The 12,296-nt window shown below is 69.0% G+C and carries 12 protein-coding genes; 5 read left to right on the forward strand and 7 right to left on the reverse strand.

Going from position 1 to position 12,296, the window contains the following annotated elements; translation table 11 throughout:
• The first annotated feature begins 39 nt into the window (after positions 1–39).
• The 4 genes from B1A74_RS10345 to B1A74_RS10360 all read left to right on the forward strand — a co-directional run bounded on the left by B1A74_RS10345 (position 40) and on the right by B1A74_RS10360 (position 3,419).
• The gene (locus tag B1A74_RS10345; protein ID WP_077244587.1) at positions 40–258 is read left to right on the forward strand and encodes a hypothetical protein; all 219 of its coding nucleotides are present in this window, start codon (positions 40–42) and stop codon (positions 256–258) included.
• 114 nt (positions 259–372) lie between these two features.
• Complete coding sequence (locus B1A74_RS10350; RefSeq protein WP_018868822.1) at positions 373–1,323, forward strand: PDC sensor domain-containing protein; 951 nt, start codon at positions 373–375, stop codon at positions 1,321–1,323.
• Positions 1,324–1,469: 146 nt separating this feature from the next.
• A complete protein-coding gene (locus B1A74_RS10355) occupies positions 1,470–2,312 on the forward strand; it encodes a PP2C family protein-serine/threonine phosphatase (protein WP_018947315.1) in 843 nt (280 codons plus the stop codon).
• 63 nt (positions 2,313–2,375) lie between these two features.
• Positions 2,376–3,419 (forward strand): LysM peptidoglycan-binding domain-containing protein, encoded by a 1,044-nt coding sequence (locus B1A74_RS10360; protein ID WP_024328594.1) that lies wholly within the window; start codon positions 2,376–2,378, stop codon positions 3,417–3,419.
• 26 nt (positions 3,420–3,445) lie between these two features.
• Here the strand turns inward: B1A74_RS10360 and B1A74_RS10365 are convergent, their stop codons facing one another.
• The 4 genes from B1A74_RS10365 to B1A74_RS10380 all read right to left on the reverse strand — a co-directional run bounded on the left by B1A74_RS10365 (position 3,446) and on the right by B1A74_RS10380 (position 8,321).
• Entirely contained in the window at positions 3,446–5,146 is a 1,701-nt protein-coding gene (locus B1A74_RS10365; protein WP_077244588.1) for a serine/threonine-protein kinase, read from the reverse strand.
• Between the two features lie 3 nt (positions 5,147–5,149).
• On the reverse strand, positions 5,150–5,692 hold the full coding sequence (locus B1A74_RS10370) for an FHA domain-containing protein (protein ID WP_024328596.1): 543 nt from the start codon (positions 5,690–5,692) through the stop codon (positions 5,150–5,152).
• Positions 5,693–5,768: 76 nt separating this feature from the next.
• Positions 5,769–6,317 carry a copper chaperone PCu(A)C gene (locus B1A74_RS10375; protein ID WP_077244589.1) on the reverse strand — a complete coding sequence of 183 codons (549 nt, stop codon included), beginning with the start codon at positions 6,315–6,317 and terminating at the stop codon, positions 5,769–5,771.
• A gap of 18 nt (positions 6,318–6,335) precedes the next feature.
• Entirely contained in the window at positions 6,336–8,321 is a 1,986-nt protein-coding gene (locus B1A74_RS10380) for a TonB-dependent copper receptor (protein WP_077244590.1), read from the reverse strand.
• Positions 8,322–8,642: 321 nt separating this feature from the next.
• Here B1A74_RS10380 and B1A74_RS10385 point away from each other — a divergent pair, with 321 nt between their 5' ends.
• The gene (locus B1A74_RS10385) at positions 8,643–9,611 is read left to right on the forward strand and encodes a sigma-54 interaction domain-containing protein (RefSeq protein WP_077244591.1); all 969 of its coding nucleotides are present in this window, start codon (positions 8,643–8,645) and stop codon (positions 9,609–9,611) included.
• Positions 9,612–9,615: 4 nt separating this feature from the next.
• On the opposite strand, the gene B1A74_RS10390 is transcribed toward B1A74_RS10385, so the two are convergent.
• The 3 genes from B1A74_RS10390 to B1A74_RS10400 form a co-directional block, all read right to left on the reverse strand.
• The gene (locus tag B1A74_RS10390) at positions 9,616–11,055 is read right to left on the reverse strand and encodes a DUF945 family protein (protein WP_024328600.1); all 1,440 of its coding nucleotides are present in this window, start codon (positions 11,053–11,055) and stop codon (positions 9,616–9,618) included.
• A 66-nt stretch (positions 11,056–11,121) separates the two neighbouring features.
• On the reverse strand, positions 11,122–11,688 hold the full coding sequence (locus B1A74_RS10395; RefSeq protein WP_077244592.1) for an NMCC_0638 family (lipo)protein: 567 nt from the start codon (positions 11,686–11,688) through the stop codon (positions 11,122–11,124).
• Positions 11,689–11,784: 96 nt separating this feature from the next.
• Complete coding sequence (locus B1A74_RS10400) at positions 11,785–12,156, reverse strand: DUF5362 family protein (protein ID WP_077244593.1); 372 nt, start codon at positions 12,154–12,156, stop codon at positions 11,785–11,787.
• Positions 12,157–12,296 lie beyond the last annotated feature (140 nt).

Raw genomic sequence — 12,296 nt, forward strand, 5'->3', positions numbered from 1 at the left:
TATCGTTGGTCGGGCCCGCCATACCACCGGAGACCGACCATGACCCTTCGCCCCCTCGCTCTCGCCCCGCTGGCCCTGGCCTCCAGTCCGGCGCTCGCGCACCCCGGACATGGGCACGGCGACGGCCATTCCCTGCTGCATTATCTGAGCTCGCCGGAGCATGTCTGGCCCGCGGCCGCGGCCCTGCTGCTGGCCGCCGTAATCGGGGGCGCCTGGCTGTGGCGGCGGTCGCGCCGGCGGAAAGACCCGCGGAGCTGACGGCGGGCACGAATCCTGCTGACAAACCAGTCAACGCTCGGGAGAGCCGGTCACGACAGTGAAAACCCGGTTCGGGGATAATGCGCGCGCACCAAAAGGAATCGGAAACGCACCATGAACGAACTGAAACAGGCCATCGAGCACCAGCGGGAGTACCTGGAAGAGCGGCTGCATGAGCCGCTGAGCGGGATCGCGGCGCGCCTGGTGCCGGCCTGGCCCCGGCGCGAAGAACTGGACTCGATCCTGGAGGACGGGATCCGGCGGATCCCCGAGGCCACATTCATGTACGCGCTCAACACCCGCGGGATCCAGCTGTCCGACAACATCTCCCGCAGCGGCGTGCTGCCCGAGCACTTCGGCCGCGACCGCTCGCAGCGGCCATACATGAAGGAGGCCGTGCCGGCCGATGGTTTCCTGCTGTCCGAGGCCTATATCAGCCTGCTGGGGCGGCGCCCGTCGCTGACCGCCCTGCAGCTCGTCCGCGACGACAACGGCCGGGCCCTGGGTTTCCTCGGCGCGGACTTCGACCTGCGCAACCTGCCGGACCTGTCGGAGGACCTGTACGAGGAATCCAGCGAGTGGCGTCAGATCAAGGGCGACCCGTCGATCCGCGGCACGCTGTTCCAGCAGAGCCGCACCGAAAGCCTGATGGACCGCAACATGGACACCGCGCTGGCCATCCTGGAGGAGCTGTTCACCGAACGCGGCGTGTTCCAGGGCGTGTTCCACTTCTCCAGCTCGCGCGCGACCCTGTGGACCACCGAGGATCCGTACCGCTACCGCATCCTGACCCACGAGTCGCTGGCCGACCCGGATGTCTGCCTGGCCTTCCCCCACGAGCCCTACCCGGAGGAGGCACTGATCCCGCAACGGGACATCGGCCGGGTGCTGGACGGCCTGCGGACCCTGCGTTTCGCCGACGACACCGTGTATCTGCGTTCCGCGTCGCTCAACCTGTTCAACGGCATGGTCAGCCTGACCTTCTCCTGCGACGGCTCGCACTACATGACCTCCGAGGAATTCCTCGGGCGTTCCATCGAATTCTGGCTGGGGGCGACCGGCTGACCCCGCCCGGATCCCTGCGGATCCTTCACGGCCCCGGATGCCACCGGGGCCGTTTCACCCGTTTCGTACTCTCCCGCCCGGGGGTGTCCCGCAATCCCCGAAACCGGCATCATGGCAGGGTCTTCATCCCTCCCGCCGGACTCGACATGGAAACCGCCTCCGCCAGCGACATCGGGGCGCGCCCCGAACAGCAGGATGCCGTCACCGTCCGGGTCTCCGACGACGGTCGCCGCGCACTGCTGGCCGTCGCCGACGGCATGGGCGGCCACGCGGCCGGGGCCTGGGCCTCGCATACCGCCATCGCCACCATCGAGGCGCACTGGGAGCAGTGCAACGGCATGCCCACGCGTCCGGCCCGCTGGCTGGAAACCGTTGCCCGCGCGGCCCACGACGCCCTGCGCGCGGAAATCACCGACGACACCGCCCCGCCCGGGACTACCCTGGTGGTGCTGTTCGTGGATGAGTCCGGTGCGTGGTGGGTGCACTGCGGCGACAGCCGCCTGCTGCATTTCCGTGGCACGCGCCTGATCGAACGCACCCGCGACCACTCGCGGGTGCAGGAGCTGTTCGAGGCCGGGATGATCCGCGAACAGGAAATGGCCACCCACCCGGATCAGAACCACCTGCTCGCGGCGCTGGGCATGCCCGGAGGCCTGCGGCTGGACCACGGACACGCGAAACGCCATCCGGACTCCGCGTTCCTGCTGTGCACCGACGGCTTCTGGGAACAGATCGAGCCGGCGGAGATGGCGGGCCTGCTGGTGTCCGATGACCTGTCCGGCGGGCTCGACGAGGCGGTGCGGGTAGCCGCCAGGCGCGGGGGCCCACGCGGCGACAACATCGCCGTGGCCGCCTGGCGCAGCGGCGCCCCCCGGGGCTTCGATCGCCTGCGCCACCGGGGCGGGTCGCTGGTGCCATCGACGCTGCTGGGCGGGATCATCCTGCTGGCGGTGCTGGCGATCCTGTTCTGGCCGGTCGGCGGCGGATGAACGGAAATCACGGAACCCGTATACTGTATAAACAGTGAAGCAGTTCACATAATGGATCGTCCGATGGCCCCCTCCCGTTTCGTCCGCTCGCTGTTGCTGTTGTCCCTGCTGTCCCTGACGGGCGGCTGTGCAATGCTGGAACAGGAACCGGACGCAGACCCGGAACCGACCCAGGACCCGCAAGCGACGGATGAACCGCGGGAAGCAGCCCGGTCGGACGAAAAACATGCCTCACCGCCGACCCTTGCTGCTATCCTGAGCCGGCTGCAGGCGGGCGAATGGGACCGGGCGGAGACCATGCTGGAGCGGTTCCGGGAATCCCGCCCCGAGGACCCCACCGCGCGCTCGCTGCAGCGTCAGCTCACGGAGGACCCGGAAACGCTGCTCGCCGACGGCGAGACCCGGCATACCGTGGAAGCGGGCGAGACCCTGGGTCTGATCGCCAGGCGCTACACCGGCGACGCCACGCAGTTCGTGATCCTGGCTCGGCTCAACGACATCCGGCGGCCGGAACACCTGACCGTCGGTCAGCAGCTGCGGGTTCCCCCGCCCGCCGACCCCCAGGACGCCGGCGAGCCTGGTGTCACCCCCGATCTCGACGAGCAGCTGCAGGCCCTGGGTGCGGGCGCGGAAGACGGCTCCCGCGAACATGGGGAGTCCTACCGCATGACCATCCGCGCCGACCTCGACGCCGGGCGTCACGAAGCGGCCTACGAGACCGCACGGGCCGCCCGTGAGGCCGCCCCCGATGAGGCCTGGGACGACTGGCTCGACCCGCTGGAACGGGAGGCCGCGGCGGCCCATTACGAACAGCGCGGCCTGGATGCGCGAGACCGGGACGACGCGGACGCGGCCAGGGACTGGCTGGAACGCGCACTGGAGGCGGAACCCGGGCGCGAACCGGCACGAACCGAACTGGCGCGTCTGCGGCGCGCGGAAGCGGAGACCCTGCACTCCGCCGCGATCGTCCACTACCGCAACCAGGAACTCGAGCGGGCCATTGAGCTGTGGGATGCCGCGCTCGAGCTCGATCCCGACTTCGACGCGGCGGAAGGCTATCGCCTGCGCGCCCGCGAGCTGCAGCGGCGCCTGGAGAACATGGAGTAACCGGCCGGCGGCCGGACCGCGGCGGACTATCCGCTGCGTTCGTCACCCCCCGGGTCCGCGCCGGGCGGCCGTTCCGGTGGAGCCACCGGCATGGTCCGCGTGGCGGAGGCATCGTCCTTGTGCCCCGACGGCGCCGGGTCCGCAGCCGCCCGCTTGACCCGCGCTTCCAGCGAATCCGCCATGGCGTTGCAGGCGGAGAAAACGCGTTCGAAGTCGTCCCGCCGCCGCACCCGGATACGGGTATCCAGCCGCCCCTGGGCGATCTGGTCCAGCGCGCCGCGCAGGGTTTCCATCGGCACCTGCAGGCGCCGGGCAAAGACATAGACGCCCAGCAGCACGGCCAGCACGGTCACCACCGTCAGCATGAGCAGCGCCATCATGGTGGTGCGCCCCGCTTCCTGCAGCGAAGAGGTACTGAGCGCCACCTGCAGATGTCCCAGTTCGAAATCCTGGAACCGCACCGGCGCCTCGAACAGGAACACGTCGTTGCCGTCCGGACCGGCGGTGGACCATACCGTGCGCCCCTCGCGCGAGAGCAGAAGATCCTCGGCCGGCGGCTCGTTGCGCGGCTCGCCCAGCGCGTCCGGGTCGGAGCTGGCGACGATACGTCCGTGCCGATCGCTGACGGACAGCAGTTCGATCTCGCGATTGGCCTGCATGTCGCGCAGGCGCGCCTGCATCGCGATGGAATCCTCCAGCAGCAGGTCCTCGGCGCTCTCCACCGCGATGGTGCCCGCGAGCGTGGAACCGTAATCGAAAGCGAGGTCGGTCATCACCTCGTTCTGTTTCTGCTGCACCAGGAAGGCACCCACCGCCAGGGTGACCGCGACCAGAGCCCCCATCACGGCGGTCCAGCGCAGGCGCAGGGGCACGATGCGGCGCCCGGCACCGGCGCGTTCGCGTTCGGCGCGCTCGTCCTCGATGCGCTGCAGATCCACCAGCAGCTCGGCGGCCGACTGATAACGCCGGGACGGGTCGCGTTCCAGCAGCCGGCGCACCACCGCGACCAGGTCTTCCGGGCAGTCGCGGATGATCGGCCGTGGTTCCGGCACCGGCTCTTCCAGGACCCGCTCCAGGACCCGACCGGCCTCGCCATCCAGAAACGGCCGATGCCCGGTGAGCAGTTCGTACAGCACTACGCCCATCGACCACAGATCGCTGCGACCGTCGGCATCACCGCCGCGGATCAGCTCGGGGGCCATGTAATGGGGAGTACCGGCCGACGCGGTGTGGTCCTCGGCGCGCCATTCGGGATCGAACAGGGTCTCGGCAATGCCGAAATCCATCACCTTGATGTTGACCGTGGCACTGGTGACGAGGATGTTTTCCGGCTTGATGTCCCGGTGGATCACGCCATGGCGGTGAGCATAGTCCAGCGCCTCGGCCAGCTGCTGCGCCACCTTGAGAAAATTGCGCAGCAGCAATGGCCGGAACTGTTCGGCGTAGGCATCCAGCGTCTGCCCCTCCACCAGCTCCATGGCGATGAACGGCCGGCCCTCGGCTTCGCCCACGTCGAAGACCGTGACAATACCCGGGTGGGTCAGCGTACCCGCGGCACGGGCCTCGGTCAGGAAGCGCTGGCGGTATTCCGGATCGCAGGCGTAGTCGTCATGCAGGATCTTGATGGCCAGGGTCCGACGGATCTGCGGGTCATACCCCTGATGGACCGTCGCCATCGCGCCGCGGCCCAGCTCCTCGCCAACTTCATACCGGCCGAAGCGGCGCATGGATCAGGCCAGGACCTCCAGCCCGATCCGCACCAGCACCGCCAGCACCAGCACCGCGGCACCGCCCGCCAGCCAGACCCGCCAGCGTGGACGGCGGCCGGCCAGAGGCAGACCCGCCCCGGCATGATCCCGGTGATGAAACACGAATTCGGCCCCGCCGAAGCGCACGCGGTCGCCCTCCCTGAGCGTGGCCTCGTGCACCCGCTCGCCGTTGACCCAGGTGCCATTGGTGGAGAGCAGGTTCATCACCCGGCATTCGCCGTCCTCGTTGATGACCCAGGCGTGCTGGGAGGACACGCTCGGCTCCTGCAGGACGATGTCGTTGTCGGACTGACGCCCCAGCGAATGGCGGCCGGGGCGCATGAGCAGGCGTTGCTGCTTGAACGGCTCGGCGACCCCCACCAGCACCGGCAGGTCACTCTCCTCGACCTCGGTGCCGGCGGGCTCCGGCGGGGCCTCGGGCAGTTCGCCACGCTGGAACAGCATGGTGCCCTGCGGGCCGTTACGGTCGCGGCCCTCGCCCCTTCCCTCGGAATGCTCGTTCATGCTCCCCCCGTGAATGGACATACGGGATGGAGTATGCCCGCACCCCCGGGAGGGTCACAACGATCTGGATCAATCCTCAGTGCCCGTGGTGACCGGACCCGTGGCCATGGCGCGACCCGCCACCATCGCGTACCGTGGCCTCGAAGCCCGCGGTTTCGCCCGCGGCCGTCTCCAGGGTGACCGACACACGCTGATCCCGCTCCAGCGGTTCATGCAGATCGATCAGCATCACGTGCAGGCCACCCGGCTCCAGCGCGGTCTTCCCGCCGGCCGGGATGGTGATGGCCTCGACCTCGCGCATGCGCATCACGCCCGCGTCATCCTGCACGTGGTCGTGCAGCTCGGTGACCCCGGCGACCGGCGATTCGCCCCGGACCAGCTCGACGTCCTCGTCGGTATGGTTGGCAAGGGTCAGATACGCCGCGGTCGAGCCCATGCCCGGCGGCATCATGCGCACCCAGGGCGCCGACACGATTTCCAGGCCCTCCGGACAGTCGCAGGCGAAAGTCTCGTCCGCGCCATGCGCATGTTCTCCGGCCGTCACGCCGGTGGCAGCCAGTGCCAGGAATACGGCACCGGCCAGGGCCAGCCGCCCGGGGCGTTGATATTGCGAGATGTTGGTCATTGCTTATGTCTCCCTCTCTCAGAATTCCACGTTCCACTGGGCCCAGACGGTACGCCCGGGTTCGTTGACCGGCCGGGTGGCCGCTCCCAGTTCGGCACTGCCGCGCTGGATATGCTCGCTGTAGCTACGGTCGAACAGGTTGTCCACGCCCACGGTCAGCTGCGAGTTCCCGAACAGCTCCACCCCGCCGTACAGCGCGACGGTGGCAAAGCCCGAGGTCTCTCCGGTGTCCAGGCTGTAGATCGTACCGTGATCCTCGTGGATGCGGTCCTGACGCATCACGCCGCGCACCTGCAACCCGCCGAAATGCATCCCGGACGCATACTCCGCGCCCAGCGTCGCCTCCGCCGGCGGGGTCTGCGCCAGGGGCACGTCGTCCGTGGTGTTCTCCGAACGCACCCAGGCGGCACTCGCGTTCAAGGTCCACGCCGACGTCATCTCCCAGGCGCCGTCCGCTTCGAAGCCCCAGGTCCGGGCGCCCACGTTGCGCGTGCGATCCCCGGGCTGCGCCACCAGGATGTAGTCATCGAACTCGCCGTAGAAACCGGACAGCGAGGCACGCAGGCGCGACCCGTTCCAGGCAATGCCCATATCCAGCTGGGTCAGCACCTCGGTATCCAGATCGAACACCCGCCGGCGCTCCCAGAAATCCGCCGCACGCTCCGAACGCCCGACACCGACGTGCCAGGCCAGCGGCCGCTGCGCCTGCTCCTGTTCGTAGCGCAGGAAACCGCTGGTGGCGGTCGCGCGCTCGCGGTCGCCGTCGCTGGCGCCACCAAAGCCGTCACGCTGAGCCTCGGCCCGGGTCCGGTCAACCCGCAGGCCGCTTACCACGCGGCGCCGCGCATCCAGCGGGATCTCGAGTTCGCCGAACACCCCTGCGTCGCGGAACCGCGCGGTATCCTCGCGGGCGACATCGCGCCACCCGAAGGCGTCCGGCCCCATCAGGCGGTTCCCGCTGTGGCGGTTGCGGCTGTAATCGAACCCGGCGTGCAGGGCCATGTCCCGCGGCAGCCGGAAATCCCCGGCGAACCGCGCCCCTTCGGTGATGCGTTCGGGGTAGCTGACCATGGGCATGCCCGGCGGCTCCCGCAGGGTGTAGTTGTCCATGACATGGTCGATCTCGTTGCGGAAGACCCGCGCCTCCAGGGTCTCGAACCAGGGCGCGAGGTCGTCACGGGTCAGCGCAAGGCTGTAGCCGGTGCGGTCGAAGCGCACGCCGTCCATGCCACGGTCGTCGTAAGCGGCCTCGGCGTCGGAACGGTCATACGTGAACTCAATGAGGGTCTGCTCGTCAGGGCGCCAGCCGGCGATCCCGGTGCCACTCCAGCGGGAATACCGCGAGTGGACCTCGTTGCCATCGCCGTCGCGGTAATCGTCCTGATCCGAGAAGGTGCCGATGGCACGCAGATAGCCCGCTGAGGACCCGGTCGCCACGTCCGCCACCAGGTCGGTGCGATCGAAACGCCCGACGGTCAGGCCCGCGAATCCGGTGACCTCCCCGGCCTCCGTGAACACCGGCGCGTCCCGCTCGAAACGGACCGTACCGCCCGACACGGCACCATGCCGCACGCTCTGCGGACCCTTGCTCACTTCGATGCGGTCAAAGGCCTGCGGGTAGGCATACGCGGTGGGCGGGTCCATGCGCCCGCCGCAGCCGCCCAGCACCGGATCGTCGTCCAGCAGCAGCGACAGTCGCGAGCCTCCCAGGCCTCGCAGGGCCGGATCGCCGCTGGTACCGCCCTTGCGGCTGGTCACGAATCCGGGGATGGAGGCCAGATACGCCCCGCCATCATGCGCCGGCAACGGAAGCCGGGGCTGGCGTGGATCGGTACTGACCCGCCCGGGCCCCTCCATGGCGGGAACCGTTACCACCACCGGCGCCAGCCGCGGTGGATCCCCGGCCTGCGACGCAGAAGGCCCTTCGGCCGCCACGGGCGCGGCCGCGGCACCGGCGATCGCCAGGGGGATCCAGCGGCACCGGAATCCATGCGAATGCTTCATGATTTCTCTCCGTCCTTGTTCTTTTCATTGGTGTCGTGCGACCGACTCGCCAGCAAGCACCGGGCCAGGTACGGGCACCAACAAGGATCGGGAAGCCGGAACGGCGGACTGCGGCGCCCGAAGCACCATTGGGAACACCACCGGAGGTGGCCGGAACCGCCACGCACACACGGCAGCCCCCGGGACCGGTGCGGGATTTGCCACAGCGGATGGCTTAAACGCCGCAGTTGCGAACCGGACGCGTACGGATTCCCTTGCCCGGGCACGGACTCTGGGGCAGGCTATGCAGTCATGCCGCAAGCGCCTGGCGGCCGGGAGGAGATGTTGGTCGAATCAGCCGAAAATACCGCCGAGCATTTCGTGGGCAGCTCGCCCGAGCTGCAGGCCGTGCTGCGTCAGGCCAGCATGGTGGCGGCCACCGACGCCACGGTACTGGTGCTGGGCGAGAGCGGAACCGGCAAGGAACACCTGGCGCGCCACATCCATGCCCGCAGTCGGCGCCCGGACGGACCGCTGATCACGGTGAACTGCGCGGCCCTGCCCGAAGAGCTGGTGGAGTCCGAGCTGTTCGGCCACCGCCGCGGGGCCTTCACCGGCGCGAACGACCATCAACCCGGGCTGGTACGCCAGGCACATGGCGGCACGCTGCTGCTCGACGAGATCGCCGAACTCCCGGCCGGGGCCCAGGCCAAGCTGCTGCGCTTTCTGGAAAACGGGGAGTGCCAGCCGCTGGGTGCGGCCGAGGCGGAACAGATCGACGTTCGCGTGATCGCCGCGACCCACCAGGATCTGCAGCAGCGCGTGGCCGACGGGCGTTTCCGCGCCGACCTGTACTATCGCCTGCAGGTGGTGCCGCTGGAGATGCCGCCGCTGCGCAGCCGCCAGGGAGACGTGCGCCGTCTGGCCGAACACTTCCGCGTTACTCTGGCGGAACACCACGGCGTGGAACCGCCGCGGTTCACGCCCGCACTGCTGCGCTGGCTCGGCCAGTGGCCCTGGCCCGGCAACGTGCGCGAGCTGAAGAACCTGGTCGAGCGCTGCGTGATCTTCATGAGCGGTACCGAGGTCAACCCGGGCGATCTGCCCGATGCCTGGCTGCAGACCCCGCAGGGCCAGGCCGGGGGGCCGTTCGTGATCCCGCCCGAGGGCCTCAGCCTGGAGCGACTGGAGATGGACCTGATCCGCCAGGCCCTGGAACAGACCGCGGGCAACCGCTCGCGGGCCGCCCGCCTGCTGGGCCTGACCCGCGACACCCTGCTCTACCGCATGAAGAAATACGCGATCGCCTGACCGCTTATCCCTGCAGCAGCAGCATCAGGTCGGTGACCGCCATCATCGGCTCGCCACCGACCACGATCATGCCCTCGGCGACCTCGACGTCCAGCCGCACCCGATCATCCTCCACCGCGAACAGCGGGAACTCGCGCGCGCCCTGCATCAGCATGGCCACGAGCTCCTCGGCCTCGCGATCCAGATCCGCCGCCGGCCGATGCGGCTCACGCAGGGCCATGTCCTCGCGCACCGAGGTACGGATGAGCCCGCGATCCACGCCCGCCTGCAGCGAACCCGACAGATACTCGAGCAGTCCCGGACCCTGCCAGGCCGCGGGCGGGATCTCGCCAGCCCGCAGCGTCAGGCTGCCGTCCAGGGCGTCACCATGGGTGTCCACCACCCGCAGTTCCCGCAGCTCCAGGACAGCTCCGTGCGAGGCGGTATCCATCAGCCACTGCTGGTACAGGGCGTCCACATCCTCCAGCGCGTGCAGACCGGCTTCGACTTCGCGGCCCAGACGCCCGGCCTCGCGGACGGAGGCGGCATCGAGGTCCAGATGCAGCTCGGCGTGGAACTGCTGCAGACCGGTCAGGCCTTCCGCCCGGGTCTCGCCCAGCTCCAGACTCAGGTCACTGCGCGAACGACCGTCGGTCTCGCGGGTCACCCCCGCCAGACGCAGGTCGCGCATGCGGAAAGACTCGTCGTCGAACTCACCCTCGATCCCGTCCAGCGCGAGTTCGGAATCGCCCTCCACCAGCAGCGAATCGACAATGACCAGGTTGTCGCCGCGCATGCGCAGGCCGTCGATCCGCAGATCCATCTCGCCCGGCACGCCGATCCAGGCCCGGGGCAGCTCGGCGTGCAGCGCCTGCAGACCGGCCTCGCCCGCGATCTGCGCGGAGGCCTCCCAGGCGTCCCAGGACAGCTCACCGATGCGATGCTGGCCGGCCATCAGCAGATCGCCGTCATAACCGGTGCCCTGCAGGTGGATCCGGGTGTCGCCCCCGGGGCGATGGGCGAACTCCAGCGTGGCCCAGTGATCCTGCTCCAGTGCGGGCAGGTCGGCCGCCACGGCTTCGGCCCACGGCAGCGTGCCGGCCGCGCGGAACGGCTGGCCGCTGACCCAGCGGGCGAGGCCGTAATCCTCGACCTCCATGCGACCACTGGCACTCACGCTCGGCTCCGGCGTGCCCTGAAGCTCCGCCAGCGGCTCGTGCAGCGGGTTGTCGGACTCCGGGCGATAGCGGAAGCGATAATCGACCGTCCCCGCATCCCGGTCATAAGCGAGCCGGATCACGTCGAACTCGTCCACCGCCGCGGCATCCGCCTCGAAGCGGTCGAGCGCCTCCTGCAGGCTGTCCTGCGCATGCGCCTGAACCAGACGATCACCGCCCGCCCAGGCCGCTCCGCCCAGTACCACGACACCGACGGCCACGCCGGCCTTCGCCAGTCCACTTGCCATAATGACTCCCTTCCTTTGATGGGTGTTGTCAGTGTGCCCCGGGGTGAGCAACGGCCCCGGAGCGGATCAGTCGTCGTCGGCGCTCACCAGGGCCGCCGACCCCATCAGCTGGCCACGGCCGTCATCGTCGGCCGGTGCCAGGCTGAGGGTGAACAGCTGCTTGAGAGGGGCCTCGGGCACCGCCCATTCCCAGGATACGGTACGCGTCGGGCCGCGCCCCGGCACCTCCCGGGTGTCATCGCTAACCTCGCGGGCTTCGATCGGGTCCGGGGCCTCCGAGATCAGACGCACGAACGCCTCGTGCGCATGCTCGACATCGGCGCGACGCGCGTGCACCGCACAGAATGTGTCACCGTCGGGAAGGGCCAGCACGAAACGCCCGGCCTCTGACTCCAGACGCCAGGCGTCGCCTTCCTGCCCGCCCAGAAACGGCGCGGCCACCTCCGGACGCAGCAGATCGTCCTCGTCCTGTTCGGCCCGCAGTGCCTCCAGATCGCTCACTTCGCTCAGACAGGAATCCGCGTAGGCACGCGTAAAGGCATCGGCTTCCGCTTCGCCGGCATCCGGCCCGGCCAGCGCGGGAGCGGGGAGCAGAAGCGAAACGGCGAACAGCACGGCTGGCGAGCGGGTCATCACGAACCTCCGGTCTGGACGATGGACATACCGGAGAAGCTATGACGACGGGCCGCAAAAGGCAATGGGCCGCGGCCGGCGGCCCGACTACCCGGGTCACATGCCCTGAAGCTCGCTCATGCCCATCATCCCCGCGCCGATGCCGAACAGGACACCCAGCACCATCAGCAGGATGTAGACCAGCAGGAGCACGCCCATGATGGTGAAGTGGGTGCGCAGCCGGCCCATGGCATTCTTCGCCTCCAGCTCGTCATCGCGCTCGTAGGCCCGGGTGAAGCTGCCGGCTGCCTGCATCAGCACCACGCCGGCCCAGATCGGGATCCAGGCCACGATGATGCCGACGATCGACAGGGCCGTGAGCACCCCGGACAGGATCAGCATGACCCCGATCAGCTGCATCCAGAACTTGCCGCGATAAACCGGCTCGATGAGTTCGCGCACGCCGGTCGTACTGGTTGTCTCGTTCATGATTCCCCTTTTTCTCTCCCTCGGTGGCAGGTCGCCCGCAGCCGCCGACGCCTTCCCGAAGTGTAGCAGCCGGACCGCGCGAACTTACCTGCATGTTTGCAGGGGGACACAAGCCGGGGCCGAGTTACTGTCGAAAGTGG

It is taken from the genome of Thioalkalivibrio halophilus, from assembly GCF_001995255.1.
In the GTDB taxonomy this organism is placed as follows: domain Bacteria; phylum Pseudomonadota; class Gammaproteobacteria; order Ectothiorhodospirales; family Ectothiorhodospiraceae; genus Thioalkalivibrio; species Thioalkalivibrio halophilus.

What these genes read in the sequence shown, in the direction of transcription:
- B1A74_RS10345 (WP_077244587.1), top strand. Translation starts at nt 40, where the DNA reads ATGACCCTTCGCCCCCTCGCTCTCGCCCCGCTGGCCCTGGCCTCCAGT.
- B1A74_RS10350 (WP_018868822.1), top strand. Translation starts at nt 373, where the DNA reads ATGAACGAACTGAAACAGGCCATCGAGCACCAGCGGGAGTACCTGGAA.
- B1A74_RS10355 (WP_018947315.1), top strand. Translation starts at nt 1,470, where the DNA reads ATGGAAACCGCCTCCGCCAGCGACATCGGGGCGCGCCCCGAACAGCAG.
- B1A74_RS10360 (WP_024328594.1), top strand. Translation starts at nt 2,376, where the DNA reads ATGGCCCCCTCCCGTTTCGTCCGCTCGCTGTTGCTGTTGTCCCTGCTG.
- B1A74_RS10365 (WP_077244588.1), bottom strand. Translation starts at nt 5,146, where the DNA reads ATGCGCCGCTTCGGCCGGTATGAAGTTGGCGAGGAGCTGGGCCGCGGC.
- B1A74_RS10370 (WP_024328596.1), bottom strand. Translation starts at nt 5,692, where the DNA reads ATGAACGAGCATTCCGAGGGAAGGGGCGAGGGCCGCGACCGTAACGGC.
- B1A74_RS10375 (WP_077244589.1), bottom strand. Translation starts at nt 6,317, where the DNA reads ATGACCAACATCTCGCAATATCAACGCCCCGGGCGGCTGGCCCTGGCC.
- B1A74_RS10380 (WP_077244590.1), bottom strand. Translation starts at nt 8,321, where the DNA reads ATGAAGCATTCGCATGGATTCCGGTGCCGCTGGATCCCCCTGGCGATC.
- B1A74_RS10385 (WP_077244591.1), top strand. Translation starts at nt 8,643, where the DNA reads ATGTTGGTCGAATCAGCCGAAAATACCGCCGAGCATTTCGTGGGCAGC.
- B1A74_RS10390 (WP_024328600.1), bottom strand. Translation starts at nt 11,055, where the DNA reads ATGGCAAGTGGACTGGCGAAGGCCGGCGTGGCCGTCGGTGTCGTGGTA.
- B1A74_RS10395 (WP_077244592.1), bottom strand. Translation starts at nt 11,688, where the DNA reads ATGACCCGCTCGCCAGCCGTGCTGTTCGCCGTTTCGCTTCTGCTCCCC.
- B1A74_RS10400 (WP_077244593.1), bottom strand. Translation starts at nt 12,156, where the DNA reads ATGAACGAGACAACCAGTACGACCGGCGTGCGCGAACTCATCGAGCCG.